This window comes from Serratia fonticola (genome assembly GCF_001006005.1).
GTDB lineage: Bacteria > Pseudomonadota > Gammaproteobacteria > Enterobacterales > Enterobacteriaceae > Chania > Chania fonticola.
In genome coordinates this window covers 2,133,970-2,158,952 of the sequence record NZ_CP011254.1, presented here as the reverse complement: position 1 = coordinate 2,158,952, position 24,983 = coordinate 2,133,970, and the positions used below count along the sequence as shown (strand labels likewise).

Below are 24,983 nucleotides of genomic sequence, written 5' to 3'. Positions count from 1 at the left end.
ATTCATCCGCCCAAATACGCCGACCGTACTGCTTCGTTTGCTAATAATGCGGCCCCCGTATCTTCCAACACCACGCGCCCGTTTTCCAGCACATAACCACGATCCGCCAGTTTTAGTGCCTGATTGGCGTTTTGTTCCACCAGGAAGATGGTCATCCCCTCTTCGCGCAGCTGTTGGATGATGTCGAAAATCTGCTGGATGATGATGGGGGCCAGCCCGAGTGAAGGCTCGTCCAACAGCAGCAACTTGGGCTGGCTCATCAGCGCACGGCCAATCGCCAGCATCTGCTGCTCACCACCGGACATGGTGCCAGAGCGCTGGCTGCGGCGCTCCAGCAGACGTGGAAACAGGGTAAATACCCGCTCGATACGTTGGTGATACTGCTCGCGATCGGCAAAGAAACCGCCCATCGCCAGGTTCTCTTCCACCGTCATGCGCGAGAACACCCGCCGCCCTTCCGGTACGATCGCCACGGCCTCACGCATGATGCGCGCTGTCTGCCACTGGGTGATGTCCTGATCCATCAAGGTGATGGACCCTTCGCTGGCCCTTGGGTCGCCGCATAGCGTGCCGAGCAGGGTGGTTTTACCGGCACCGTTGGCGCCGATCAGGGTGACAATCTCCCCCTGTTGAATGTTCAGGCTGACCTGGTGCAGCGCCTGAATTTTGCCGTAATGGGCGGAAACCTGATTAAATGACAACATATGCTTATTCGCCCAGATAGGCCCGGATCACGTCCGGGTTATTGCGGATTTCTGCCGGTGTGCCTTGCGCCAACGGCGTTCCCTGATTCACCACGTAGATGCGATCGGAAATCCCCATCACCAGTTTCATATCGTGCTCAATCAACAACACCGACACCTGGTGCTGGTCACGCAGCTCGACGATCAGATGATCCAGCTCATCGGTTTCTTTCGGGTTCAGGCCCGCCGCCGGTTCATCCAGCATCAATAGTTCCGGGCGCGTTACCATGCAGCGGGCAATCTCCAGCCGACGCTGCTGGCCATAGGCCAGATTACCCGCCGAACGGTTGGCCATGTCCAACAGACCCACACGTTCCAGCCACACCGCCGCACGCTCCAGCGCATCGGCCTCTGCACGGCGGAACGCCGGGGTTTTCAGCAAACCGGCAAACACGCCACTTTTCAGATGCTGGTGTTGGGCCACCAGCAGGTTTTCAATCACCGTCATTTCACGGAACAACCGCACGTGCTGGAAGGTACGCACCACGCCCATGCGGGCAATAGTCTGGCCGGAAAGCCCTTCCAGATGGCGATCGCGCAGTTTGATGGTACCACTGGTCGGGCGATAGAACCCGGTCAGGCAGTTGAACACCGTGGTCTTGCCTGCGCCGTTCGGGCCAATCAATGAAACAATCTCACCTTGATGCAGTTCCAGCGCGACGTTGTTTACCGCCAGCAAACCGCCAAAACGCATCGAAAGCCCGGCTACCGCCAGTAAAGGTTGAGTACTCATGCCTGCTCCCCCTTCACGGCTTTGATATCAGCCACTTTCAGCTTCAACTGCGGGCGTTTCATCGGCAGCAGCCCCTGTGGCCGCCAAATCATCATCAATACCATCAGCGCCCCCAGCAGCAACATGCTGTATTCATTCAGATCACGCATCATCTCACGGGACACTACCAGCAGGATCGCCGCTAGGATCACCGCAAACTGTGAGCCCATGCCGCCCAACACCACGATCGCCAGCACAAAGGCCGACTCCACAAAGGTGAAGGATTCCGGGCTGACAAACCCCTGACGTGCGGCAAACAGCGTACCGGCGAAACCGGCAAAGGCGGCACTGATGGTGAAGGCGGTCAGTTTGATTTTGGTCGGGCTCAAGCCCAGTGAACGGCAGGCGATTTCATCTTCGCGCAACGCTTCCCAGGCACGGCCCAGCGGCATGCGTAGCAGGCGGTTAATCACAAACAGCGTCAATATCACCAGCAGCAGCGCTACCAGGTAGAGGAACACGATGCGGTCACTGGGATCGTATTTCAGGCCAAAGAAGTTATGGAAGGTATCCCAGCCGCCATCGCGAGCACTGCGGTTAAACTCCAGACCAAAAAAGGTAGGTTTCGGGATCTGGCTGATGCCGTTCGGCCCGCCGGTAATTTCGGTGTTGTTCAGCAGCAGAATACGGACGATTTCACCAAAGCCGAGCGTGACGATCGCCAGATAGTCTCCCCGCAGGCGTAATACCGGGAAACCAAGCAGGAAGCCGAAGATAGCGGTGACAATCCCCGCCAGCGGCAGGCTTTCCCAGAACCCCAGGCCGTAGTAATGGTTCAGCAATGCGTAGGTATAAGCACCGATGGCGTAAAAGCCGCCGTAACCCAGCACCAACAGGCCGGAAAGGCCGACCACCACGTTCAGGCCCAGCCCCAGCATCACGTAGATCAGCGTCAGGGTGGCAATATCTACCGTGCCGCGCGACACCAGGAACGGCCAGACGACGGCGGCAATGATGATCGCCGCTGCCAGCACCTTCTGGCGCATGGTGGAACCGTCAAAGCTGGGTAATACAAACGACGGGCCGGAGATTTTCTTCATCCCATGCTGCATCAGCGGACGCAGCAGTTGGAAGAAGAACACCACCACACAACCGATACCAATCCACATCCAGCGCACTTCGGCAGCACCGTGCACCACCAGCTTGGTACCGTCGAGGCTCAGTTGCATCCCCATCAGGAAGGAGGCCATGACAAACAGGACGACCGTGGCAATACAGGCGTTAAGCAGACCGAGTTTCATACTTTCTCAACCTCCGGACGCCCAAGGATGCCGGTTGGCATCACCAGCAACACCACAATCAGCAAGGCGAAGGACACCGCGTCTTTGTATTCGGTGCTCAGATAGGCCGAGGTGAGCGCTTCAGCCACGCCCAGCACCAGCCCACCGATCATCGCCCCAGGAATGCTACCAATCCCGCCCAGTACCGCCGCGGTGAAGGCTTTCATCCCGGCCATAAAGCCGATGTAAGGGTTGATCACGCCGTAGAACTGGCCAAGAAGTACGCCCGCCACCGCCGCCATCACCGCGCCGATCACGAAGGTGAGCGAAATCACCCGGTCGGTATTGATGCCCAGCAGGCTGGCCATCTTCAAATCTTCCGCACAGGCACGGCAGGCGCGGCCCATACGCGAATAACGGATAAACATCGTCAGTGCCAGCATCGCCAGGAAGGTGACCACCCAGATGATGAGCTGCATGGTGCTGATGGTCGCGGCAAAGCCGTTGCTCTCACCCAACACCCATTGGCCGGTGACTAGGCTTGGCAACGCCACATCACGCGAACCCTGCGTCAGGCTGACGTAGTTTTGCAGGAATATCGACATCCCGATGGCGGAGATCAGCGCAATCAGGCGCTTAGAGCTGCGCACCGGTTTGTAGGCCACCCGCTCGATGCTCCAGCCATAGGCGCTGGCAATCACGATCGACACCAGGAACGCTGCGCCGATCAGCAGCCAACCCACGTCGATGCCGATCATCATCAGGGCGGCGATCACGATAAAGGAGACATAGCTGCCGATCATATATACCTCGCCGTGGGCGAAGTTGATCATGCCGATAATGCCGTAGACCATGGTGTAACCGATGGCGATCAATGCATAGGTGCTGCCCAGCGTCACGCCGTTGAACATCTGCTGCAGAAAATAGAGAAACTGCTCTGACATACTCTGACCCTTGGCCACGTTTTTATATTGCAGCTTGGAATAAAAAATCAGGAACGATATACCCTATGAATTTCACGTTGCAGCTAGGCGGCAAACTGGTAAATCCCCAGGAGCTTAGTTAACTAAGTGACTGGGGTGCACCCGTGCAGCCAACAACGCTGCAACGTGAAAGGCGACGGGTATATTATTTAATCGGCGTTGATGAGCCGTCGGCATGCCACTCAAACACCCCGAACTCGAAGCCTTTCAGATCGCCTTTATCATCCCAGCTCAGTGGGCCCATGACGGTTGCCACCGGTTGGCCGGTTTTCAGATCTTTGACGATATCTGCCGGTTCCTGGCTACCGCTGCGCTCCATCCCGGTAACCAGCGATTGCAGTGCTGCATAGGTGGTCCAGACAAATGGCCCAGTCGGATCCAGCTTCTTGGCTTTTAATGCATCAACCACCGGCTGGTTGGCTGGCACCTGATCGTAACGTTTTGGCAGCGTCACCAACATACCTTCAGACGCGGCACCGGCGATGTTGGACAGCGAGGAGTTACCCACACCTTCTGGCCCCATGAAGCGAGTAGTCATGCCCGCCTGTTTGGCCTGACGCAGGATCTGCCCCATCTCCGGGTAGTAACCGCCGAAATAGACGAAATCGACGTTTTCTTTCTTCAGACGAGCTACCAAGGTAGAGAAATCTTTATCCCCAGCGGTGATACCTTCAAACAGCACTACGTCGGTACCCTGCTTTTTCAGGCTGTCACGCACTGAACGCGCCAAGCCTTCACCGTATTGCTGCTTGTCGTGGACCACAGCGATGCGCTTGGGCTTGATTTCGTTGAGGATGTAGCTGGCAGCCGTTGGGCCTTGATCGGAATCCAGGCCAGTGGTGCGCAGGATCATCTTGTAACCACGGGTGGTCAGATCGGCGTTGGTCGCCGCCGGGGTGATCATAATCACGCCTTCATCTTCATAGATGTCGGAGGCCGGCTGGGTCGAAGAAGAGCACAGGTGGCCGATCACGTAACGAATACCGTCATTGATGACCTTGTTGGCTACCGCTACCGCCTGTTTCGGGTCACAGGCATCGTCATACTCTACCGCCACCAGCTTATCGCCCTTGATCCCGCCTTTGGCGTTGATATCGGCAATCGCCTGACGCGCACCGGTGAACTCCATATCACCATACTGCGCCACCGGGCCGGACATGGCGCCCACTACGGCAATCTTGATGTCTTTTGCCACAGCGACATGGCCGATAGCCATCGCGATACAACCGGCCAGCAGCGCTTTACCCTTTGTTAATTTCATCCGCATATTCCCCATCTGTCGTTGTGAGTATTTCTGTTGTATTTGTCACACCTAATCATTGTTTCTACCCGGCAGATTGCAAGTAACGGCCAACTGACTGTGGCTTGCAAAACACCGGTAAATCGCTTTTATCTATAAGTAATAATGATTTAGGTAGATTCGCGACAATATTTTCTAATAAGACTTTATTTTTCATGCCATTAAACAGGAGTTTTCTTCTGCAAAGCAACTCACAGCACCAGAAACAAGCGGTGTAAACAGGATAAAATCCGGATTAAATCTGCGCCGTTTAGCGCAAGGAACAGCGCGATGTGCTGGTTAACATGCCATTAACTAACCGTTTACTCGGAAAATGCCCGCAGCAAAAAACATTTCACGCAGACCTCGTATAGAAAAACTTACACAACGCGCTGTGCAAGATCCATTACACTGTCGACATCCCTTATCGGTGCGGAAATCCGGCATGAAACTGACCATTGAACGCTTGACCAGCTTATCCCCACAAGACCTTATCGACCTTGGTAAAATCTGGCCACATCAACAGCCTGAGCAGTGGCTAAGCTGGCTGGAGGAGGGGAAAGCACTGTTTGCCGCCCGTTTTAACGAGCGGCTGCTGGGGGCGGTAAAAATCGAGATAGCGGGCCAGAGCGCCCAATTGCACGATCTGCTGGTGCGCGAAGTGACACGCCGCCGTGGCGTGGGGCTGTATCTGATGGAAGATACCCAACGCCAATTGCCACAGGTGCAACATTGGCAACTGGATACTGCCGGGTTGGCCGCTCGTGAACGAGGCGAGGTCGGCAACTTTATGCGTGCCTGCGGATTCCAGGCTCAGGGCGATTGCTGGCAAAAATGAAACGTTGGATAGCTCTGATCGTCATTATGCTGCTCGCAGTCATGGCCTGGTTTGCAGGGCGCTACCAGGCCATGACTCTTCATCAACCTTGGGATCAGCAGGCCTACGTTTGGCAAAGGGTGTGGACACCTCAACATGCCGAGGCGCTGGCTGCCAGCCGTGACCTGTTTACTACCCTGCGCGTGTTGGGTTTGCAGGTGCATCCCCGTGAGGGTTTCCGGGACATCACGGTCAATACCGCCCTGCTGAAACAGGATGGCCGCCCACTATGGCTGGTAGTGCGGGTAGACGGGCAACTGATGCAGTTGGATGAGGCCGCCATCTACGAACGTCTGCAGCAACAGCTGCAACGCTGGCAGGCGGCCGGTTTACCGGTGATTGGCGTGGAGATCGACCATGACGCCGCTACCGCACGGCTACCCAAATATCAACAATTCCTGCGCCAACTGCGCCAACGGCTTCCCTCTTCATTACAGCTAGGCATCACCGCCCTGCCCGCCTGGCTCGGCTCCCCAGCGCTGCCTGGCGTACTGCAACAGGTAGACAGCTCGGTGCTTCAGGTGCATGCGGTGCTCTCCCCCACACAAGGTTTATTCGACGGCCGGTTGGCGCAGGAGTGGACACGCCAGTACGCGCGCCTTAGCCCTAAACCCTTCCGTATCGCTCTGCCAGCCTACGGCATGGCTCTGCTAGGGTTCGATGCCCAGGGGGCTCTGGTTGAGAGTGAAGTCTCGCAGCGCGTGGCGGGCCAAATCCAGGAGCTGACCGTAGCACCGCAGCAGATTGCCGATTTCTTGCAGCAGCTCGCACAACGCCCACTGCCACATCTGCGCGGCATTATCTGGTTCCGCCTGCCGCTGGAAAACGATCGGCGCGCCTGGTCGATGGCTACGCTACGGGCAGTGATCCAACAGCAGCCATTGCTCGCCAACTGGCAGGTAAAATTTTTGCCGCAGCCTCAGCAAAATGGGCTGTATGATTTGATTATCGAGAATCAGGGACCGGTGGATGCCCCGTTACCGCGTGAGATCCACATTCAGGCCGAAGGTTGCCTGACCGCCGACGCGGTAGGCCATTACCAGTTGGCAACGCCATCGGACCCCCAACGCTTTATCCGCATTAGCGGCGATCAGCTACGAGCAGGGCAATCACGCCCCTTGGGCTGGCTACGCTGCCAACAGATCACGCCAGGAGGCACCCATGTCATACCTTGATTTGCACACAACAGGGCACCGTCGCCGTGCGCTCCCGTTAGCATCACTGATCGCTGCGGCATTGATGGTGCCGCTGAGCGGCCAGGCCTGTGGGCCAGACTTCCCCAATCGCCTGCTGGTTAACCGCAACGGCACCCTGCTGTATATGCCTGAGGGCAACTTCGCTTTCGAAGCCACCCGTCTGGTACCGGTAGACCCGCAGCTGCCACGCTGGCAGGCCCCGGCCCCGGCGACACCGCCAAAACCGATGCCCCTCTCGCCGGAACAGCAAGCCATTGCCCAGATGCGGGCAACCCAGACCGTAGAGGAAGCCGATGCGGTGAATGCGCAAGGGCTATCTAATGCCGCGCGCTTATATACGCTGGGGGCAGTGGCTTTTGCCGCAGAAGATCCCCGGGCGTCGCAATATTTCCAGCAGGTGTTGGCGTTGCCAGCCGCCGAGCAGGAAGCATGGGGGTTACGGGCACAATACTCGCTTGGCCGCCTGCTGATGGGCGATCATGGCACGCCGGAAAACGAATCCGGTAGCGAGCCGGTGGTGAAACATCCGGAGAAAGCGCAGCTTGAGCAGGCCTTGGCCGCCTTCCAACAGGTGATCGACCAGGTGAAAAGTGGCACCGCCGATCCCGATCAACTGGCTCTGAGTAGCCTGGGCCAGCAAGCACGTATTCATTTGTGGCTCGGGGAAATCGCTCCGGCGGCACAGCTATATGCTCAGCAGGCCGCCCAAGGCGATCCCGATGGTGGTCTCTCGCTGCAATATATCTCCACCTATCTGGTCAACCCGCAGCATGTGGAGGCGTTAAAACAGGCCATTCACGATCCGTTGGTGCAGCAGTTGGTCACCATTGAGCTGTTCGCCCGCAGCAGTAATCTGGAGATGTCCGGCATCATTAACGGTGAGACCGGCGTCAAACAGCTTGTCAATCAGACCCTGACGCTGCTGAATGACTCGGTTAAAAGTGGTTTCACCGGTAGCGACCGGCTGGCGGCGCTGGCCTATCGTTCCGGGCAATATGCCATGGCGGCCAACCTGCTGAAAAATGCGGGTGATGGCGGTTTAGCCTGGTGGTTACGTGCCAAAATGGCCTTGCGTGATGGTGATGTGAAAGCCGCCACTGCCGCCTATGCCAAAGCCGCAGCCGCATTCCCTACGGATGAAAGCTGGGGGGAGCAGCGTAACGAAGACTTCGCAGCCGAAATGATCGTGCCGGATTGCCGAGTTGCCGGCGAGCAGGCCATTCTGGCGCTGAACCGTGGTGACTATTTGCAAGCGATGGACCTGATGTATCGCGGTAAAGAAAACTACTGGGCAGACGTGGCGGATATCGCCGAGCGGGTGCTGACGGTCGATGAGCTGAAAGGCTTTGTGGATAAGCATGCACCAGCGCCCACCACGCCGCTCAAGCCGGTCAAACCCGATGAATACAATGGCGAGCGGATCACCCAAGAGGTTCAACTGCGTGAATTGCTGGCACGGCGCATGATGCGCGCTGGCCGCTATGAGGAGGCGGTGAACTACTTTGCCATTCCGAACTACCGCCAAGCGGCGCAGGACTTTGCCAACCTGATGAAAGCGGCGAAGGATAAATCGGCAGATAAGAACGCACGCGCCAAAAGCTACTATCAGGCGGCGGCGCTGTTGCGCTCGCAGGGGTTGGATTTCACCGGTTACGAAATGACGCCGGATTACAATATTTATGGCGCGGGGTATTCCTATCTGGGGGATGCTTTCAACACCAAGGATATCAAAGACAAGAGTTGGATCAGCGCGGCAGAAGCGGCACGGGCCAAGAAATCGTTGCCAGATGCGGATAACCGTTTCCTGCATTACCGCTGGCAGGCGGTGGATCTGGCGCAAAAGGCCGCCGACCTGTTGCCACCGAAAAGCCAGGCCTACGCTGCCGTGCTGTGTAATGCCGCTGGTTGGGTGATAGCCCGCGACGCCAAGACCGGTCGGGCGCTGTATCAGCGGTATATCAAGAACGGCACCCAGTTTGAGTGGGGAACCAAGTTTGGCTACAACTGCCCGGCACCGGAGTTTGATACCACAGCCAACTAGTGAACCGACCCCTCACCCTAACCCTCTCCCACAGGGAGAGGGGACCGCCCGTGCCACAAATTAATCTCTGAGTTTATTCTGCTGCCCCCCTATCGCCCCTTCCCCACAGAAGCAGGTATTAGCGTGCTACAAGTTATCTCCTGCATCTAACTGAGGCTCCGGGCTAGCTCCCTCTCCCCCACACAAGTGTTTATGACGCCCTCGGGCATAGGCTGGGGTGAGGGGTAAAGCCGTGTGACAAAAACAGAAAAGCCCGGCAAGCCGGGCTTTTCGAGCGTTAAGCGCTATCGGTATCAGGCTTCGATCGCCATCTTCAGTTTCTTCATGGCGTTCTTTTCCAGCTGGCGTACACGTTCGGCGGAAACGCCGTACTGATCGGCCAGCTCCTGCAGGGTGGACTTGTTGTCGTCGTCCAACCAGCGGGCGCGAATGATATGCTGGCTACGCTCGTCCAGACCTTCCAGCGCGTAGGCCAGTTTGTCTGCGGCGTTGCTTTCCCAGTTATCTTCTTCGATCCCTTCGGCAAAGTCCGAGCTTTTATCTTGCAGGTAGAGCATCGGGGCCATGGCATGACCGTCACGCCCTTCGTCTTCCGGCGTTGGGTCAAAGGTCATGTCCTGTGCCGCCATGCGCGACTCCATCTCACGCACGTCTTTGCTGGTGACACCCAGCTCGCGCGCGACCAGCTCCACTTCGTCCTGATTGAACCAGCCCAGACGCTGCTTGGTTTTACGCAGGTTGAAGAACAGCTTGCGCTGTGCCTTGGTGGTCGCCACTTTGACGATACGCCAGTTGCGCAGCACGTATTCGTGAATTTCTGCCTTGATCCAATGCACCGCAAAGGACACCAGACGTACGCCAACCTCTGGGTTGAAGCGACGCACGGCCTTCATCAGGCCGATATTACCTTCCTGGATAAGATCTGCCACCGGCAAACCGTACCCTGAATAGTTACGGGCAATATGAGCGACAAAGCGCAGGTGAGACAGGATGAGCTGCTTAGCTGCTTCCAGATCGCCCTGATAATGCAGCCGTTCAGCCAGTTCCCGCTCTTCCTCTGCCGTCAGCATCGGATAGGTGTTGGCTGCCCGCAGGTAGGCTTCCAAGCTGCCCTGTGGGACTAAGGCTAAAGTGCGCATTTCTTTGGTCATTCAAAACCCTCTCTTGATAAAACTGGTCATGCAGGTGATTTCACGGCGGGGAGCTATTGATCTTGCGGCAGTTGCTGTTGCAAAAGCGGGTCCACACGCCGGGCACCTAAACATTTGCTGCAGATTTGGACCGTGCTCAACCCCAAAAGTTCACCGTTTTTCACACACAGTGCACACGACAATACGTCATGCAAGCTCAGGTTGATTGGGAATTTGTGCGTTTGAGAAGAGATCGGAGATGTTGAGGTCTGGCAGCTCTTCTCCCGCAGCACGGCAACCGGGCCGCAGCAGGAGAAGAGTATACCAAAAATTCACTATTGTGGTGTAAATCGGCGTAAATGTTGCACGGTGGCCAACCAGGCGGCAATCCAGCCGATCATCGCCGAAATCAGCAGCAACAACAGCGCCTCATCCCAACCCAGGCCATGCAGGGTAAAGGTGGTGCCAAATACCTTCGCCACGTTGGTCACCACCGACTCCAGCTTCCACACCAGTGCGCCAGATAGAACCAGCGACAACAGCGCGCCGAAGAAGCCGAGCATTGCACCACCGTTGAGGAACGGCCGCAGGATAAAGCCGTCGGTAGCACCGATCAACTTCATCACGTTGATGGTATCGCGACGGCTGAAGATGCTCAGACGCACGCTGTTACCAATCACCAGGAACACCGCCACCACCATCAGTATGCCGATCATCAAGGCCACCTGGCCCACTAACCCGGTCAGCGCCGCCAGGCGGGCAAACCAGCTGTCGTCCATCCTGACTTCATCCACGCCCTGCACCGCCGCTACGCGATCGCGCAGGGTGGTTAGCGTATCGGAACTCTGGAAACTCATCTGCGGAGTGACAATCGCCACGGCTGGCAGCGGGTTTTCTTCCAGCATATCCAGCGCGCCACCAAAGCCAGACCAGTTGCGGAACTCGCCCCGCGCCTCTTCACGCGACAGGTAGTTCACCTTCTCCACCCCGGCCTCGGCCTTGATGGCATCCAGCACTTTGACCGCCGCGTCATCGTCGAGGGATTTATCCAGATACACCGTCAGCTGTGGCGTTGGGTACCACTGTGTCGCCGCGGTACTGACGTTCTTCCAGACGATGTAGCAAACGCTCGGCAGCGTCAGAGAAATGGCGATGACCATCACGGTCAGCAGCGTTGCCAGCGGTTGGCGCAGCATATCGGCAATGGCGTTCATCCAGGCATAGCGCCACTGTTCACGCCAGCCACCGCGCAGTGCCTTGCTCTTGGCGGTTTTTGCATTATTCGCCATGCTGTGCCCCCCCTACCATACGGCCCTGGCTCAGCGTCAGGATGCGGTAATTACGCCGGGCGATCAGCCCGGTGTCGTGGGTTGCCATCAGCACCGTCACCCCAACGCGGTTAAATTCTTCAAACAGGCGCAGGATCCCTTCCGACAGGGCGTCGTCCAGGTTACCGGTCGGTTCGTCCGCCAACAGCACCGCTGGCTTGTTCACCACCGCGCGGGCAATGCCAACGCGTTGCTGCTCACCACCGGAAAGCTGAATGGGGAAGTTCTTCGCTTTATCCAGCAGCCCGACCTTGTCCAGCGCAGCCGAAACGCGGCGACGGATATCTTCGGTACTGGCTCCGGCGATGACCAGCGGCATCGCCACGTTGTCATACACCGTACGATCCAGCAGCAGATGGTGATCCTGGAAAATCATGCCGATCTGGCGGCGCAGGAAAGGCACCTCGCGGTTTTTCAACCGGCTGATGTCATGCCCGCCAAACCAGATATGACCGGCGCTTGGCCGCTCAATCCCACAAATCAGTTTCAGCAGGGTACTTTTCCCCGCGCCGGAATGGCCGGTCAGAAACGCCATCTCCGCCGGACGTAGATGAAAATCTACCCCCTGCAGGGCTTGCCGTCCGCCCAGATAAGCTTTACTGACCTGTTCAAAGCGAATCATCCGTATCAATCCTCTCGGGCAAAAAGTGCCTCAATAAAGTCATCAGCCTTAAACGGCCGCAAATCTTCGATGCCTTCACCAACGCCGATGTAACGGATCGGGATAGTAAACTGATCGGCGATGGAGAAGATCACCCCGCCTTTGGCGGTACCGTCCAGTTTAGTCAGCGTTATGCCGGTCAGGCCCACGGCTTCATTAAATAATTTCGCCTGGTTAACCGCATTTTGTCCGGTGCTGGCATCCAGAGTCAGCATAACCTCATGGGGGGCCTGCTCGTCCAGTTTTTTCATCACCCGCACGATCTTCTTCAGCTCTTCCATCAGGTGCGCCTTGTTCTGCAGGCGACCGGCGGTATCGGCGATCAGCACATCGATATTACGGGCTTTAGCCGCCTGCACCGCGTCGAAGATCACCGAAGCGGAGTCGGCACCGGTATGCTGAGCGATGACCGGAATGCGGTTACGTTCGCCCCAGACCTGCAACTGCTCAACCGCTGCGGCGCGGAAAGTGTCGCCTGCGGCCAGCATCACCGATTTACCTTCGGCCTGGAACTGACGCGCCAGCTTGCCGATGGTGGTGGTTTTACCCACGCCGTTGACGCCAACCATCAGGATCACGAACGGCGTTTTGCCACCGACATCCAGTGGCTGATCCACCTTGGCGAGAATTTCCGCCATCTCTTCTTTCAGTTTGCCATACAGCGATTCGGCGTCTTTCAGCTGCTTACGGCTGGCGTGCAGAGTAAGAGACTCAATGATTTTACGAGTGGTTTCTACACCAACGTCGGCGATTAACAGCTGTTCTTCCAGCTCTTCGAACAGATCGTCGTCGATCTTCTTGCCGCGGAACAGGCCGATAAAACCGGAGCCCAGGTTCTGTTTGGTTTTCAGCAGGCTGCGTTTAAGACGGGCGAAGAAGCCTTCTTTGCTAGGGCGCTCTTGTTCTTGCGTTACCGCCGGAGCCAGCAGCTCAGGCTGTTCAGGTTCCAGTTCTGGCTCGATAACCTCTTCAATCACCTCTGGCTCAGGCTCGATAATTTCGGCAGGCACTTCGATTACCGCTTCAATCACCTCTGGCTCAGGTTCGATAATCTCGGCAGGCGCTTCGATTACCGCTTCAATCACTTCTGGCTCAGGTTCGATAATCTCGGCAGGCGCTTCGATTACCGCTTCAATCACTTCCGGCTCTGGCTCGATAATCTCAGCAGGCACTTCGATAACCGCTTCAATCACTTCCGGCTCTGGCTCGATAATTTCTGCAGGCGCCTCGATAATCGCTTCAATCAGCGCTGGTTCTTCTGCTTGCAGCTCAGGCTGTTGCGCTACGGTAACTTCTTCGATCGCTACCGGCTCAGCGTGGTGTTCATCCAGCGGCAGGATATTTTCGGTGATAGGCTCGCCGCTCAGGCTGCTATCCCACTCCCCTGGGGTATCTTTGGTGGCGGCTGGTGCAGATTCCTGGGGAGGAAGCTTATCGTCCAGTTTGGGGGCAGCCGGGGTTTCTGCGGCCTGCTGTTCCGCCGGTTCTACGGCAGATTCAGGTTGTTGCTGCTCTTCTTCCTTCTGGCCGAAGCCCAGCCAGGAGAAAAACCCACGTTTTTTATCTTTTGCCATGTTCTGACCCTACTCCGTACCAATGGCTTGCAAATGCGAAAATTTAATTCGCCGAGTCTATCACTTTCCCTGGCACAGCAACACGCATCGGCAATGCTTTCATAGAGGTAGTTTTGCTGTCCCCCCGGCCTACACTGCGCCCCATCGCCTACGGGCTGCAACTTATTAACGATTGGGTATAGAATAGCGGTAACTTTTCGTTAACCCCGCAACTGATTAAGACTCTTTATGGCAAAACAACCACCGCGCGGCGCGCTCAAAAAACCGCAGACGGCCTCCGCTGGCCAGATCCGCATCATCGGCGGCCAATGGCGCGGGCGCAAACTGCCGGTGCCAAACAGCGAAGGTCTGCGGCCAACCACCGACCGCGTACGCGAAACCTTGTTCAACTGGTTAGCCCCGGTGATCCGTGGGGCTCGCTGTCTGGACTGCTTCGCAGGTAGCGGTGCGTTGGGGTTGGAAGCCTTGTCGCGCTATGCAGAAAGCGCCACGCTGCTGGAATACGAACGATCAGTAGCCCAACAGCTGGGGAAAAACCTGGCGCTGTTGCAAGGCAATGGCAGCGTCGTGAATACCAATGCTTTGACCTGGCTGGCAGGCAACGGGCAACCTTTTGACGTGGTGTTTCTCGATCCCCCGTTCCGCAAAGGGTTGCTGGCCGATACCGTCACGCTGTTGGAACAACAGGGCTGGTTAGCGAACGAGGCCTGGATTTACGTCGAGGCCGAAGCCGAAAGCGCCGCCACCGATGTTCCTGCGACCTGGACACTACACCGCGAGAAGGTCGCCGGCCAGGTAGCCTACCGCCTTTATCTCCGCACTCTTGAAGAGAAAACCGAACATGCTGATTAATCTGGGCCGTCTGCTGATGCTGTGCGTGTGGGGCTTTCTGCTCACCAACCTGTTTCACCCGTACCCCAAGCCGCTAACCTACTTCATCAACGTAGCCTTGTTCTTTATGGTAGTGATGCACGGCCTACAGCTGGTGTTACTGAAATCCACCCAACCGAAAGATCAGCCCATCAGCCGCTGGCTGGAAACCAAGATCTTTATTTTTGGCGTGTTTGAGCTGTTGGACTGGCAGAAAAAACAGCCGCCGCTGAAGAAAAAATAGCCTTTTAACGGGCGCAGCATGCGGCGCCCCTACGACTTCTGCGCTGGGCGTAAGGACGAATGATGGCATTACTGGGATTCGTTAGTGAACAGGAGTGTCGGCGCTGGCAAGGCGCCACGCCTTACCTTCCCACCTTCAGCTTTTATGAAAAGCATCAGTCCCCTCCCATTGATGCCTCGCCTGAAGCCATTATCCAGGCGGTGCTCGCTCTGGATATGGAAGAAGATCCCTTTATCCGGCGCTTGCTGATGCTGCGTCAATTACCCGGCAGGTTACGCCAACGCTACTTCGGCACCAGACAAACTCCCACGGCACCCTTTGGCTTCGACACTTTTACCCTGCTACAGCAAAATAGCCATGAAGTTTCTTTTGGGCTGGCTGGCCGATTCTGGCGCCCGGAATTGGGCGTGCGCAAGCTGGAAAGTGCCGACGAGTTTCACCATTTTACCGATCCCACGGCCGCCAAGCTGGTGCTGCGCTTTATGGTCGTGCCAGACAACACTGGGCATGCCAGGCTGCGAACGGAAACTTTCGTCTGCTGTCCTACGCCACGGGTCAAAGCGTTATTTGCCTGTTACTGGGCGCTGATTCGCCCCGCTAGCGGCTGGATAAGACGCCGCACCCTGCTCTCTGTGCAACGCAAACTGTCAGCAATCAGCAATTAACGCCCCTACGACTTCTGCGCCGTGAAGGAGATAAAGCGGGTGCCCTGCAGGCTCAGCGTACCCTGAGCGCCTTTATCTATCTGATTATATTGCTGCTGCGGCAACGGTATTTTGATCTCGCTGCCGCCCGTCAACGGACGGAAGTACACTTCGTAACGCATATCTTCCACCACGATATTTTCCCGCTGCCGCGAACGACGATTCGGCGAGGGGAACTCACGCTTGGCGCTGACCTCCACCTGCAATGTACGCACCGGCTGGCGGTCATTATCCGCATCCTGGCGGCGTTTATTGAGGTATTGGCGAGTCGCCAACACCGCAATCAGCGCGATCACGGCAACAAAGAACAACGGTGGCTTACTCATTGACGGTTTTCCTTTTTTTACCCGGCGAATTTCATTCACGCCTAAAACCGCGTAAACATAGCATTCAGAAGAAAGCATTGTCGAACCCACGCGCGCTGCTTACACTGAGAAAGTGACAACCTGGAGTTGGTTATCCCCGCTCCTATCATAAATAAGGAAGACATATGAGTTGGCCGTTCCTTGCCGTATTTTTTTCCGGTTGGTTGTTCGTTGATGCCTCCTACCGCGGCCCGCGCTGGCAGCGCTGGGTGTTTAAACCGGTCACCTTGCTGCTGTTGCTGTTATTGGCCTGGCAGGCTCCGGTATTGGGCCCTGCGGGTTACCTGATCGTTTTGGGCCTGTTGGCAACGCTGGCGGGTGACGCCTTGCTGCTGTTGCCACGTGAGCGGGTGCTTTACGCCATCGGCGCTTTCTTCCTCTCACACCTGCTGTATACCCTGAGCTTTGCCAGCCAGATGACCTTCAGCCTGTTCTGGCCCTTGCCGCTGGTGCTGCTGATAATTGGCGCGCTGCTGCTGGCCATCATCTGGAGCCGGTTGGAAGAGATGCGCTGGCCGATCGCCACGCTGGTCGCCATGACGCTGCTGATGGTGTGGCTGGCGGGGGAACAATATTTCCTACGCAGTACCGACTTTGGCTTCTCATTGCTAGCGGGTACCTCGCTGCTGCTGTTGGCCAATATCGTCTGGCTGCTGAACCGCTACCGCTTTACCTTCCGCGCGGCAGATGCCGTGGTCGCCTTCTGCTACTTCTCCGGGCATTTCCTCATCGTCCGCTCGCTATATCTGTAATGGCAGGCTACGGATTCGGGCAACCGGATCCGTAGCCCCCCTGCAATTAACAATAATTCTCATATCACGCTTGACTCTGGAGTCAGCTCCAAGGTGTAGAGTGCTGGTTGAGATGATATTGGATTGCCTGAAGGGGGCGCTATGCAGACTCATAAACCACATAATCACCAAGAGCATCAGCATCAAGAACATAATCACGATCACGGCTGTGGCTGTAGTCATGACCACGCCAAAACCCAGCATGGTTGTAGCACTGAAAAAACCCCGGTTGGAGCAACTGCTGCCCATGACCATCAAGCGGCCCATGAGCACGGCACCAGTTGTTGCAGTAGCGATGGCCCCGACGACCCGGATGAGGAAAGCGACAGGCTGGCTGCCGTTCCCCCTTCCGGCAGCCAGCGTTTCAGTTGGAAAGTCACCGGCATGGATTGCCCGAGCTGTGCCAAGAAAATCGAAAATGCCGTGACGTCGATCCCCGGCGTCGACAGCGCTCGCGTGCTGTTTGCCACGGAAAAACTGGTGGTGGATGCCCAATCCGACGTCAGCATGCGGATCCAGGACGCGGTAAAACAGGCTGGCTTTACCCTGTTGGGAACTACCCCGGCGGCACAAGGCGATGAACCAAAAACCTCCCGGTTTGGTGAATACGGCCCTCTGATACTGCTCTCCGCGCTGATGGTACTCAGTTGGGTTCTCGACTTCTTCAACCCACGGCTGGGCGAAATTGCCTTCATCGCCACCACCTTGGTCGGCCTGGTGCCGATTGCCAGCAAAGCCTTGCGGCTGATTCGGTCAGGCACTCCGTTCGCCATAGAAACCCTGATGAGCGTTGCCGCCATCGGTGCGCTGTTTATCGGTGCCACCGCCGAAGCGGCCATGGTACTGCTGTTGTTTATGGTGGGGGAACTGCTGGAATCCTACGCGGCCAATCGTGCACGCCGTGGCGTGAAGGCATTGATGGAGTTGGTGCCGGAAGATGCTCTGCTTATCCAGGGCAGCGTACGTAAACGCGTGCCGGTGGCCAGCCTGCGCCCCGGTGACGTGATAGAGATCGCGCCCGGTGGCCGCTTGCCTGCCGATGCCGAATTGCTAAACCCGTTCGCCAGCTTTGACGAGAGCGCTTTAACCGGTGAATCCGTGCCGGTAGAGCGCCAACAGGGTCAGAAAGTGGCCGCTGGCAGCCTGTCCGTCGATCAGGCCGCGCAGATGAAGGTCACTTCCGAGCCGGGCAAAAATGCCATTGACCGTATCCTGCAGCTGATTGAAGAGGCCGAAGAGCGTCGGGCACCGATTGAACGCTTCCTCGATCGCTTCAGCCGTTACTACACCCCGGCGATCATGCTGCTGGCCGTGGCGGTGATCCTGGTGCCACCGCTGCTGTTTGCCGAAGCTTGGGAGATGTGGATCTACCGGGGTCTGACCTTGCTGCTGATCGGTTGTCCGTGTGCCTTGGTGATCTCTACGCCAGCGGCCATTACCTCTGGCCTTGCGGCGGCCACACGCCGAGGTGCGCTGATTAAAGGCGGGGCGGCATTGGAGCAGTTGGGTCAGGTGCAGACCATCGCGTTCGACAAAACCGGTACGCTGACCGAAGGCAAACCGACGGTGACCGACGTGCTGCCGGCAGCCGGCCTCAGCGAGCAGCAACTGCTGGCCATCGCAGCGGCTGTCGAAGCGGGTTCACACCACCCATTGGCACAGGCGATCGTCAACCGCGCAGCGGAAAACGGCGCCGCATTGCCACTGGCCGAAGGCCGCCGTGCGCTGGCGGGTATTGGGGTTGAAGGGAAGGTTGACGGTAAAACTATACTGATCAGCACTCCGGGCAAGTTGACGGAAAGCCAGTTGAGCAGCGAATGGCGCAGCCAGGTAGAGACGCTGGAAACGGCGGGTAAAACCGCAGTGGTGGTGTTAGAGGACGGGCAGCCTATCGGTTTGCTGGCGTTGCGTGACACCTTGCGTAGCGACGCTAAGCAGGCGATTGCCGAGTTGGCCCAGTTAGGCGTTCGTGGCGTGATGCTCACGGGTGATAACCCACGCGCAGCGGCAGCCATTGCCAATGAATTGGGGATCGATTACCGCGCCGGGTTAATGCCGGAAGACAAAGTGAACGCGGTAACTGAGCTGAGCAAGTTGCAACCTACCGCCATGATCGGTGACGGTATCAACGATGCCCCGGCGATGAAGGCCGCCAGCATTGGCATTGCGATGGGGAGCGGCACCGACGTGGCGTTAGAAACGGCTGATGCCGCACTGACGCACAACCGGTTGACCGGCGTTGCCGAAATGATCCGCATCTCCCGCGCCACACACGCCAATATTCGCCAGAACATTACCATTGCGCTTGGGCTGAAAGCGATTTTCCTGGTCACCACCCTGCTGGGGATGACCGGCCTGTGGTTGGCCGTATTGGCAGACTCTGGGGCAACCGCGCTGGTGACCGCCAACGCCTTACGGCTGTTGAAAAAACGTCAGTAAGACCATTCTATCGTCAGGGCGCAACCCACTGTGCCCTGACGTTCTTACCTGAAAAATAGCACGACCAAGACGCACTTAATGCCCCTATAAGCCACAGGACTTTAATATATTCTCCAAGCACCTTTACACTACATACCTATAAATTCTATGAATTTATCAGGGTAATGGTCGAGTTAATGAAACCACTGCATTCTTATAACATCCTGAATCTGATCGTCGTTACCTTCATTCCTTCCCTGGCTCTGGCGCAACAGCCTGATGCCGCCGCTACCGCACAGCTCATTGATGAAGCAAAACGCCCACCCTTCACCCAAGGTGCGGCGATGCCAACCGCCCAACATAACGCACCAACGACAGTGCCCCAGCCAGAACATCGTATGTTGCCAATTTGGGGGGATGAGGCTCGAGCCCGCGGCTATGAGCTGCCAGAGCCGTTCGGTATTGGCGTCAACTACATGAACATACGGCAGAATATCGATGTCGAGAGTATCAATTTTTCCGGACTAGGCCTGGGTTCGCTCGCCATTCCGTCGGATTTGTTCAACATCGGCGTTGGCAAAACCCGCGAACAGAGCAAAACGGAAACCATGCGTCTGGACACCTGGCTGCTCCCGTTCCTCAACGTTTACGGCATTGTTGGCCATACCAAAGGCAGTTCGTTGTCTCAGGTCTCCGTGGACGCCGATCCCAGTAAATACAAAGGACTGGATCGTATCATCGCTTCTGCCGTGCACAGCCTGAACCAAAGCGGGCAACTGCGCGATCTGGACTTCAAGCTCGATTTTAAAGGCACCACTTACGGTGCAGGCGTCACGCTAGCCGGGGGCTATGAGAACTGGTTCACCACGCTCGATACCAACTATACCCGTACCAGCTTCAATATCCTTGACGGCCAAATTTCCGCGCTGACGGTGACACCCCGTGTCGGCTACCGCTTCCAGGTGCCCGGTATCCAAGGCCAAAGCAATCTGAACCTGTGGGTCGGCAGCATGTACCAGGATGTGCAGCAGGAGTTCAGAGGCAGCCTGTCTGATTTGCAGATGCCCGCAGCGCTTCAGCCCCTGATCGCCATCGCCAATCAGAAAGGAGAAGGCCGTTTCGACGTGAAGCAGCATCTGCAATCACCTTGGAATGTGCTGCTGGGTGCACAATATGAGATCACGCAGCATTTCAACCTGTTGACCGAATTTGGCTTTAGCCAACGCAACAGCTTTATGGTCTCAGGTGAATATCGCTTCTGATGGCGATACCGCTCCGCTACCTGACGCTGCCCCTGCTCGCTATGCTGTCCTGCGCCCATGCCGCTTTGCTGTCACGTCAGCAAGTTGATGGGATGCTAGCCCCTCTGGGTTCAGACAATCATTTCGACAGCAGTAAAACCATCGATTGGGGTGTGTTGCCCGGCCCGTTTTATACCCCAGAACTCGGTCTTGGCATCGGCACCGCTGTCGTGGGCATGTACCGGCCAGACAGCCTTGATAGCGTCAGCCAAAATTCAACGCTGGCGCTAAAGGGCTTTTTCAGCAGTACCGGTGCCTTCGGCGTTGGCTTTGAAAACTACAGCTTTTTCGCTAACGACCAATGGCGCTTCTTTGCCAGCGGCTCCCTGAATAATATGCCCACCTATTTCTGGGGCACCGGTTATCAAGCCGGGCGTCACGACGGCAATAAGGAGAAATATACCCAGCAATCTTTCCAGATAGCGCCAGAGCTGCTGTATCGTATTGCCAATGCCACCTACGCGGGAGTTGGCTGGGATTTTTCTTCAACGCACGCCAGCGATCCCGATGGGGGAGAGAGCAGCCTGTTCAAAGCTCAAGCAGCGGGCACCTCATCGATCAGTTCAGGGATCAGTGGCTCGTTAAGCTACGATACGCGTGATTTCGTTTCTAATGCCAGCCGTGGCCAGTTTCTCAGCCTGAGCGACACCTATTTCGCACCAGAATTGGGCGGCGATAGCCGCTTTAATACCCTTGAAGGCCAATACAACGCCTATTACAGTCTGAGTGAGAAGAGCGTATTGGCACTTGATGTCTACAGCCGTCTGACCACTGGCGATGTCCCCTGGGACAGATTATCTGAACTGGGTGACGACAAACGGATGCGAGGCTATTACCAAGGACGTTATCGCGACAGGAATACGTTCAGCGGCCAAGTTGAATATCGCCGCAAATTGAACTGGCGGCACGGTTATGTTCTTTGGGCAGGAGCCGGAACCCTAAGCCGCAAAAGCCGTGATCTAGGCCAAGAGCCTTGGTTGCCGACGGTGGGGGCTGGCTACCGTTTTGAATTCAAACCGCGGATGAACGTACGGCTCGATTTTGGGGTCGGGCGTGAAAGTAGCGGGTTTTATTTTCAGGTAGGAGAAGCTTTTTAATGCGTTTTGTTGCGCTGATATTTTTGCTGCTGCTTAGCCCCATACTGCCGGCCAAGGCTCTGGAAACGCTGATCGCCTCGCAACCAACCCGCCAGAGTCCTCTTGCCTGGCCGGTGACCAAGCCACTCTCGCCACCGGATGGTTTGCGCCCTTGCTGCGCCTTTGGCTATAACCTCAAAGTACAGGCGTTAGGCATCCCGGTGCCGTTTTATCAATTGGGTAACGTCGTAGACGCCGATCGCCTTGGCGCACATCACTATAATGACAGCGCTTTCAATGCCGTCGGCAACTTGATGGGCTTGGGCAGTGAACAATTGGGATTGGTCTACACCTATCGTGGGGGATTTATCGACATCGCTCACGTTCGCGATACCGCCGACAATACCCTGTTCCTGTTCAGCCAGCTGTTGCCTAAGCTGGGCCAGCAATGGACACTCGATCTTGGCCCGGAATTGGCAAAGCGTCGTATACAGCTGAACGCCTTCACCCCACCGCAAGAGGCTGCCCAACGCTATACGTTAGCGGCTTATCTGGCCGGAGAACTCGCTTTCCAGATGGCGGCATGGCATGAAGTGGCGCAGTGGTATGGCTACCAATCGGTGCCCGGATTTCCTGAAGAGATTTCGGCCTTTACGCCAGAGGATTTGTACTCCAACCTGCTAGGGGCAAGGTTGGCGATCGACGCTATCTTGCAAGGGCGCGCGGTATCCGTTGCCAGTTACAACAGCGCAATGGAGACACTGCTACCCGAGGCATTGCACCAGCTTGGCGCCGTTTCGATCACCGAAACCCAGCGGCAGTTTGACGGCATTGACGGCGACTGGTGGGACAGCCACCGCCGAGTACCGGAGAAATTTTTAGTCTTAAAACGGGATTACACCACCAGCAGCAATCGCCTGCCCAATCAGCCCCCCTTCGAGTATGCCGCTCCACAACGCCTGACGTTGCCGCTACAGATTGAAGGATTAACGCTGGCGAAACTGGCGGAGCTGCAACTCTGGCCAGGGGATTCCATGCACAACTTGCCAGCCCCGGTGCATTATTATCGCCCAGAGGATTTTAGTGGGTTGGCGTTACACGCGAGCGCACAGGACGCACGGCAGATACTGCAGAAACGTTAAGCAACCGCTTGTTGATTAACTCTCGAGCCCTTTGCGCAGCAGATAGCGATACGGGGCCTGCTCGGTTTCCTGGGCCACCAGCGTATGTTCCATAAAGCGGCAAAAGCCCGGGATGTCACGGGTGGTGGCCGGATCGTCGGCGATAATCAGCAAGGTTTTACCGTTATCCATATGGCGCACGGTTTTGCGCACCATCATGACCGGTTCCGGACAGCGCAGCCCCAGAGCGTCTAGCGTCTGGTCTGCCTGGGCAAAAATGTCAGTCATACATCTCTCTCGATCTAAAACGATCGGCGAACCCTCGCCGGATCTGATTACCCGCTAGTTTACGCCGGTAGTTTTTCTGCGCAAGATACGTTAACGTTTGCGTTAAATTTAACCATTGCATTGAATGCCCAAACGCGTACCATGTCGCCGCGCAGTTAACAATGGGTTCCCTCACCCCACACTCAAAAAGGCTACATTATGTATTCGTTTACCGATCGACAACGCTTAATCGCGTTGGTTTGGCTATCGCTATTCCACATCGCCATCATAACTTCCAGCAACTACCTGGTGCAGTTGCCGATCAGCATTTTCGGCTTTCACACCACCTGGGGTGCCTTCACTTTTCCGTTTATCTTCCTGGCCACTGACCTGACCGTGCGGATCTTCGGTGCCCCGCTGGCACGCAGGATTATCCTTGCCGTGATGGTCCCGGCGCTGTTTATCTCCTATGTGATCTCCACCGTCACTTTCCAGGGCGAGTGGCAGGGTTTTGCCGCCTTGACCAGCTTCAACCTGTTTGTGGCGCGTATCGCCGCCGCCAGCTTTATGGCCTACGTACTGGGCCAGATCCTGGACGTGCAGGTGTTCAACCGCCTACGCCAACGCAGCGCCTGGTGGGTTGCCCCCGCCGCGGCCATGTTCCTGGGCAATATCAGCGATACCCTGGCCTTCTTCTTTATCGCCTTCTACAAAAGCAGCGATCCCTTTATGGCCGCTAACTGGGTGGAAATCGCGCTGGTGGATTACAGCTTCAAAGTGCTGATCTGCCTGGTGTTCTTCCTGCCGATGTACGGGGTACTGCTCAATATGCTGCTCAAACGCTTGGCAGAACGCCAACCCGCCAACCGGTTTCAACTGAGTTAACCCTGCTTCTCGGTTATTATGGGCAGCTTGATTTTACGGAGGCTGCCCATGCGCTTAACCACTCGCCAAGCTACACTTGAAGAGATCCACTCTCTTTACCTCTGCATTCCAGAATTTGGCAGCCTGCACAGCCTGAGCGATTTGCAGCAACGCATCGGGGATAACCCCTCTCACGGCTTGATTGCCGAAATTGATGGCCAGGCAGCCGGTTTTAAACTCGGCTATCAAACCACGCCTGGGGAGTTCTACAGCTGGCTGGGGGCAGTTTTACCTGCCTTTCGCCGCAAAGGGGTCGCCCAAGCCATGCTGGCGGAGCAGGAGCGTTGGGCGCGTTCGCAAGGCTATCAACAGCTGTGGGTAAAAACCCGCAACCAGTTCCGCGCCATGCTAATAATGCTCATTAGCCACGAATATCAGATTTTCACTCTAGAAAAGAAAGGCGAAGTAGACGAGTATCGTCTATTACTTAAAAAAAACCTGTGACATCTAGCCATACGGTCAACCAACTCTATCTGCAAAGGAATAAGGAACACCAGATGCGTAAAGTAACAAAATTGATGGGTATCGGCCTGTTAGTGCTTGGCCTGGCGGCCTGTGATAGCGCCACCAAAGACACTAATGCCCCCGCAGGCAGCGCAGCAGCCAGCGTCCCAACCGGGCAACAGGTGAGTTTATTGGATGGCAAGCTGACCTTTACCCTGCCAAACGGTTTGGCCGATCAGAGCGATAAGCTGACCAACCAGCCAACTAACGTGCACATCTATGCCGACAGCACCAACCAGCGTGCGGTGATCGTGATCGTTGCCGACAAGGCTGCGGGCGATCTGGACACCCTGGCCAAGCACATGGAAGAGCAGCAACACTCCCGCGATGCCAACCTGCAGGTCATTACCAATAAAGCGGTTGAAATTAACGGCACGCCAATGCGCCAACTGGATACCGTGATCACCGTGGCAGGCCAAAAAGCCTATTCTGGCGTGCTGCTCGCTATGCTGCCAGACGGTAAGCAACTGACCCTGCAAATCACGCTGCCAGCGGATAACCAGCAGCAGTCTCAAAGTGTAGCGGCTGGCGTGTTCAATACGGTGAAGATCAAGCAGTAATCGAAGTGGGCCAGCATGCTGGCCCGTTTAATCA

25 protein-coding genes are annotated in these 24,983 nt (G+C 56.5%); 14 read left to right on the top strand and 11 right to left on the bottom strand.

What is annotated here, in order from left to right; genetic code table 11:
* Window positions 1-2: 2 nt before the first annotated feature.
* The 5 genes from livF to WN53_RS09550 form a co-directional block, all read right to left on the bottom strand.
* Entirely contained in the window at window positions 3-704 is a 702-nt protein-coding gene (gene livF, locus WN53_RS09570; protein ID WP_021807790.1) for a high-affinity branched-chain amino acid ABC transporter ATP-binding protein LivF, read from the bottom strand.
* A 4-nt stretch (window positions 705-708) separates the two neighbouring features.
* Entirely contained in the window at window positions 709-1,476 is a 768-nt protein-coding gene (livG, locus tag WN53_RS09565) for a high-affinity branched-chain amino acid ABC transporter ATP-binding protein LivG (protein ID WP_024484631.1), read from the bottom strand.
* Window positions 1,473-2,756, bottom strand: coding sequence for a high-affinity branched-chain amino acid ABC transporter permease LivM (locus WN53_RS09560; protein ID WP_024484632.1), 1,284 nt, complete (start codon window positions 2,754-2,756; stop codon window positions 1,473-1,475). The genes livG and WN53_RS09560 overlap by 4 nt, the downstream gene beginning before the upstream one ends.
* Window positions 2,753-3,679, bottom strand: coding sequence for a high-affinity branched-chain amino acid ABC transporter permease LivH (livH, locus tag WN53_RS09555; protein ID WP_024484633.1), 927 nt, complete (start codon window positions 3,677-3,679; stop codon window positions 2,753-2,755). Before livH ends, WN53_RS09560 begins: the two co-directional genes overlap by 4 nt.
* A 184-nt stretch (window positions 3,680-3,863) precedes the next feature.
* Window positions 3,864-4,979, bottom strand: coding sequence for a branched-chain amino acid ABC transporter substrate-binding protein (locus WN53_RS09550; RefSeq protein WP_024484634.1), 1,116 nt, complete (start codon window positions 4,977-4,979; stop codon window positions 3,864-3,866).
* 463 nt (window positions 4,980-5,442) lie between these two features.
* Between WN53_RS09550 and panM the strand changes: the two genes are divergently transcribed.
* The 3 genes from panM to WN53_RS09535 are packed head-to-tail and all read left to right on the top strand — an operon-like array spanning window position 5,443 to window position 9,111.
* The gene (gene panM / locus WN53_RS09545) at window positions 5,443-5,835 is read left to right on the top strand and encodes an aspartate 1-decarboxylase autocleavage activator PanM (protein ID WP_024484635.1); all 393 of its coding nucleotides are present in this window, start codon (window positions 5,443-5,445) and stop codon (window positions 5,833-5,835) included.
* A complete protein-coding gene (locus tag WN53_RS09540; RefSeq protein WP_024484636.1) occupies window positions 5,832-7,049 on the top strand; it encodes a DUF3142 domain-containing protein in 1,218 nt (405 codons plus the stop codon). The genes panM and WN53_RS09540 overlap by 4 nt, the downstream gene beginning before the upstream one ends.
* Window positions 7,036-9,111, top strand: a complete 2,076-nt coding sequence (locus WN53_RS09535; protein ID WP_024484637.1) for a hypothetical protein — start codon at window positions 7,036-7,038, stop codon at window positions 9,109-9,111. The genes WN53_RS09540 and WN53_RS09535 overlap by 14 nt, the downstream gene beginning before the upstream one ends.
* 293 nt (window positions 9,112-9,404) lie before the next feature.
* Here the strand turns inward: WN53_RS09535 and rpoH are convergent, their stop codons facing one another.
* From rpoH to ftsY, 4 genes are all read right to left on the bottom strand, one after another.
* The gene (gene rpoH / locus WN53_RS09530; RefSeq protein WP_021181503.1) at window positions 9,405-10,262 is read right to left on the bottom strand and encodes an RNA polymerase sigma factor RpoH; all 858 of its coding nucleotides are present in this window, start codon (window positions 10,260-10,262) and stop codon (window positions 9,405-9,407) included.
* A 314-nt stretch (window positions 10,263-10,576) separates the two neighbouring features.
* Window positions 10,577-11,530 (bottom strand): permease-like cell division protein FtsX, encoded by a 954-nt coding sequence (gene ftsX, locus WN53_RS09525; protein WP_024484638.1) that lies wholly within the window; start codon window positions 11,528-11,530, stop codon window positions 10,577-10,579.
* Window positions 11,520-12,191, bottom strand: a complete 672-nt coding sequence (gene ftsE / locus WN53_RS09520) for a cell division ATP-binding protein FtsE (RefSeq protein ID WP_021181505.1) — start codon at window positions 12,189-12,191, stop codon at window positions 11,520-11,522. The genes ftsX and ftsE overlap by 11 nt, the downstream gene beginning before the upstream one ends.
* A gap of 5 nt (window positions 12,192-12,196) precedes the next feature.
* Window positions 12,197-13,804 carry a signal recognition particle-docking protein FtsY gene (gene ftsY, locus WN53_RS09515; protein WP_024484639.1) on the bottom strand — a complete coding sequence of 536 codons (1,608 nt, stop codon included), beginning with the start codon at window positions 13,802-13,804 and terminating at the stop codon, window positions 12,197-12,199.
* A 228-nt stretch (window positions 13,805-14,032) separates the two neighbouring features.
* Here ftsY and rsmD point away from each other — a divergent pair, with 228 nt between their 5' ends.
* Genes rsmD through WN53_RS09500 form a run of 3 tightly spaced genes read left to right on the top strand, consistent with a single transcriptional unit; the run spans window position 14,033 to window position 15,583 of the window.
* Entirely contained in the window at window positions 14,033-14,656 is a 624-nt protein-coding gene (rsmD, locus tag WN53_RS09510) for a 16S rRNA (guanine(966)-N(2))-methyltransferase (RefSeq protein WP_024484640.1), read from the top strand.
* Window positions 14,646-14,918, top strand: coding sequence for a DUF1145 family protein (locus WN53_RS09505; protein WP_021181508.1), 273 nt, complete (start codon window positions 14,646-14,648; stop codon window positions 14,916-14,918). The genes rsmD and WN53_RS09505 overlap by 11 nt, the downstream gene beginning before the upstream one ends.
* Window positions 14,919-14,977: 59 nt before the next feature.
* Window positions 14,978-15,583: a hypothetical protein gene (locus tag WN53_RS09500; RefSeq protein WP_235166963.1), complete on the top strand. Its 606-nt coding sequence runs from the start codon at window positions 14,978-14,980 to the stop codon at window positions 15,581-15,583.
* 5 nt (window positions 15,584-15,588) lie between these two features.
* Here the strand turns inward: WN53_RS09500 and WN53_RS09495 are convergent, their stop codons facing one another.
* Window positions 15,589-15,948, bottom strand: a complete 360-nt coding sequence (locus tag WN53_RS09495) for a DUF2500 domain-containing protein (RefSeq protein ID WP_021181509.1) — start codon at window positions 15,946-15,948, stop codon at window positions 15,589-15,591.
* 164 nt (window positions 15,949-16,112) lie between these two features.
* Here WN53_RS09495 and WN53_RS09490 point away from each other — a divergent pair, with 164 nt between their 5' ends.
* The 5 genes from WN53_RS09490 to WN53_RS09470 all read left to right on the top strand — a co-directional run bounded on the left by WN53_RS09490 (window position 16,113) and on the right by WN53_RS09470 (window position 22,715).
* The gene (locus WN53_RS09490; RefSeq protein WP_024484642.1) at window positions 16,113-16,739 is read left to right on the top strand and encodes a lysoplasmalogenase; all 627 of its coding nucleotides are present in this window, start codon (window positions 16,113-16,115) and stop codon (window positions 16,737-16,739) included.
* Between the two features lie 141 nt (window positions 16,740-16,880).
* The gene (locus WN53_RS09485; protein ID WP_024484643.1) at window positions 16,881-19,217 is read left to right on the top strand and encodes a zinc/cadmium/mercury/lead-transporting ATPase; all 2,337 of its coding nucleotides are present in this window, start codon (window positions 16,881-16,883) and stop codon (window positions 19,215-19,217) included.
* A 323-nt stretch (window positions 19,218-19,540) separates the two neighbouring features.
* On the top strand, window positions 19,541-20,458 hold the full coding sequence (locus WN53_RS09480) for a hypothetical protein (RefSeq protein WP_235166964.1): 918 nt from the start codon (window positions 19,541-19,543) through the stop codon (window positions 20,456-20,458).
* Window positions 20,458-21,594 (top strand): BamA/TamA family outer membrane protein, encoded by a 1,137-nt coding sequence (locus WN53_RS09475; protein WP_024484645.1) that lies wholly within the window; start codon window positions 20,458-20,460, stop codon window positions 21,592-21,594. The genes WN53_RS09480 and WN53_RS09475 overlap by 1 nt, the downstream gene beginning before the upstream one ends.
* Window positions 21,594-22,715, top strand: coding sequence for a DUF4056 domain-containing protein (locus WN53_RS09470; RefSeq protein ID WP_024484646.1), 1,122 nt, complete (start codon window positions 21,594-21,596; stop codon window positions 22,713-22,715). The genes WN53_RS09475 and WN53_RS09470 overlap by 1 nt, the downstream gene beginning before the upstream one ends.
* A 15-nt stretch (window positions 22,716-22,730) precedes the next feature.
* Here the strand turns inward: WN53_RS09470 and tusA are convergent, their stop codons facing one another.
* On the bottom strand, window positions 22,731-22,982 hold the full coding sequence (tusA, locus tag WN53_RS09465; RefSeq protein ID WP_024484647.1) for a sulfurtransferase TusA: 252 nt from the start codon (window positions 22,980-22,982) through the stop codon (window positions 22,731-22,733).
* Window positions 22,983-23,180: 198 nt separating this feature from the next.
* On the opposite strand from tusA, the gene WN53_RS09460 reads away from it, so the two are divergent.
* Genes WN53_RS09460 through WN53_RS09450 form a run of 3 tightly spaced genes read left to right on the top strand, consistent with a single transcriptional unit; the run spans window position 23,181 to window position 24,949 of the window.
* Window positions 23,181-23,846 carry a 7-cyano-7-deazaguanine/7-aminomethyl-7-deazaguanine transporter gene (locus tag WN53_RS09460; RefSeq protein ID WP_024484648.1) on the top strand — a complete coding sequence of 222 codons (666 nt, stop codon included), beginning with the start codon at window positions 23,181-23,183 and terminating at the stop codon, window positions 23,844-23,846.
* A 48-nt stretch (window positions 23,847-23,894) separates the two neighbouring features.
* Window positions 23,895-24,329, top strand: a complete 435-nt coding sequence (locus WN53_RS09455) for a GNAT family N-acetyltransferase (RefSeq protein ID WP_024484649.1) — start codon at window positions 23,895-23,897, stop codon at window positions 24,327-24,329.
* 53 nt (window positions 24,330-24,382) lie between these two features.
* Window positions 24,383-24,949, top strand: coding sequence for a DcrB family lipoprotein (locus WN53_RS09450; RefSeq protein ID WP_024484650.1), 567 nt, complete (start codon window positions 24,383-24,385; stop codon window positions 24,947-24,949).
* The last annotated feature ends 34 nt before the right edge of the window (window positions 24,950-24,983 follow it).

Coding starts and splice junctions, on each gene's coding strand:
- livF (WP_021807790.1), bottom strand. CDS start 704: ATGTTGTCATTTAATCAGGTTTCCGCCCATTACGGCAAAATTCAGGCG.
- livG (WP_024484631.1), bottom strand. CDS start 1,476: ATGAGTACTCAACCTTTACTGGCGGTAGCCGGGCTTTCGATGCGTTTT.
- WN53_RS09560 (WP_024484632.1), bottom strand. CDS start 2,756: ATGAAACTCGGTCTGCTTAACGCCTGTATTGCCACGGTCGTCCTGTTT.
- livH (WP_024484633.1), bottom strand. CDS start 3,679: ATGTCAGAGCAGTTTCTCTATTTTCTGCAGCAGATGTTCAACGGCGTG.
- WN53_RS09550 (WP_024484634.1), bottom strand. CDS start 4,979: ATGAAATTAACAAAGGGTAAAGCGCTGCTGGCCGGTTGTATCGCGATG.
- panM (WP_024484635.1), top strand. CDS start 5,443: ATGAAACTGACCATTGAACGCTTGACCAGCTTATCCCCACAAGACCTT.
- WN53_RS09540 (WP_024484636.1), top strand. CDS start 5,832: ATGAAACGTTGGATAGCTCTGATCGTCATTATGCTGCTCGCAGTCATG.
- WN53_RS09535 (WP_024484637.1), top strand. CDS start 7,036: ATGTCATACCTTGATTTGCACACAACAGGGCACCGTCGCCGTGCGCTC.
- rpoH (WP_021181503.1), bottom strand. CDS start 10,262: ATGACCAAAGAAATGCGCACTTTAGCCTTAGTCCCACAGGGCAGCTTG.
- ftsX (WP_024484638.1), bottom strand. CDS start 11,530: ATGGCGAATAATGCAAAAACCGCCAAGAGCAAGGCACTGCGCGGTGGC.
- ftsE (WP_021181505.1), bottom strand. CDS start 12,191: ATGATTCGCTTTGAACAGGTCAGTAAAGCTTATCTGGGCGGACGGCAA.
- ftsY (WP_024484639.1), bottom strand. CDS start 13,804: ATGGCAAAAGATAAAAAACGTGGGTTTTTCTCCTGGCTGGGCTTCGGC.
- rsmD (WP_024484640.1), top strand. CDS start 14,033: ATGGCAAAACAACCACCGCGCGGCGCGCTCAAAAAACCGCAGACGGCC.
- WN53_RS09505 (WP_021181508.1), top strand. CDS start 14,646: ATGCTGATTAATCTGGGCCGTCTGCTGATGCTGTGCGTGTGGGGCTTT.
- WN53_RS09500 (WP_235166963.1), top strand. CDS start 14,978: ATGATGGCATTACTGGGATTCGTTAGTGAACAGGAGTGTCGGCGCTGG.
- WN53_RS09495 (WP_021181509.1), bottom strand. CDS start 15,948: ATGAGTAAGCCACCGTTGTTCTTTGTTGCCGTGATCGCGCTGATTGCG.
- WN53_RS09490 (WP_024484642.1), top strand. CDS start 16,113: ATGAGTTGGCCGTTCCTTGCCGTATTTTTTTCCGGTTGGTTGTTCGTT.
- WN53_RS09485 (WP_024484643.1), top strand. CDS start 16,881: ATGCAGACTCATAAACCACATAATCACCAAGAGCATCAGCATCAAGAA.
- WN53_RS09480 (WP_235166964.1), top strand. CDS start 19,541: ATGCCAACCGCCCAACATAACGCACCAACGACAGTGCCCCAGCCAGAA.
- WN53_RS09475 (WP_024484645.1), top strand. CDS start 20,458: ATGGCGATACCGCTCCGCTACCTGACGCTGCCCCTGCTCGCTATGCTG.
- WN53_RS09470 (WP_024484646.1), top strand. CDS start 21,594: ATGCGTTTTGTTGCGCTGATATTTTTGCTGCTGCTTAGCCCCATACTG.
- tusA (WP_024484647.1), bottom strand. CDS start 22,982: ATGACTGACATTTTTGCCCAGGCAGACCAGACGCTAGACGCTCTGGGG.
- WN53_RS09460 (WP_024484648.1), top strand. CDS start 23,181: ATGTATTCGTTTACCGATCGACAACGCTTAATCGCGTTGGTTTGGCTA.
- WN53_RS09455 (WP_024484649.1), top strand. CDS start 23,895: ATGCGCTTAACCACTCGCCAAGCTACACTTGAAGAGATCCACTCTCTT.
- WN53_RS09450 (WP_024484650.1), top strand. CDS start 24,383: ATGCGTAAAGTAACAAAATTGATGGGTATCGGCCTGTTAGTGCTTGGC.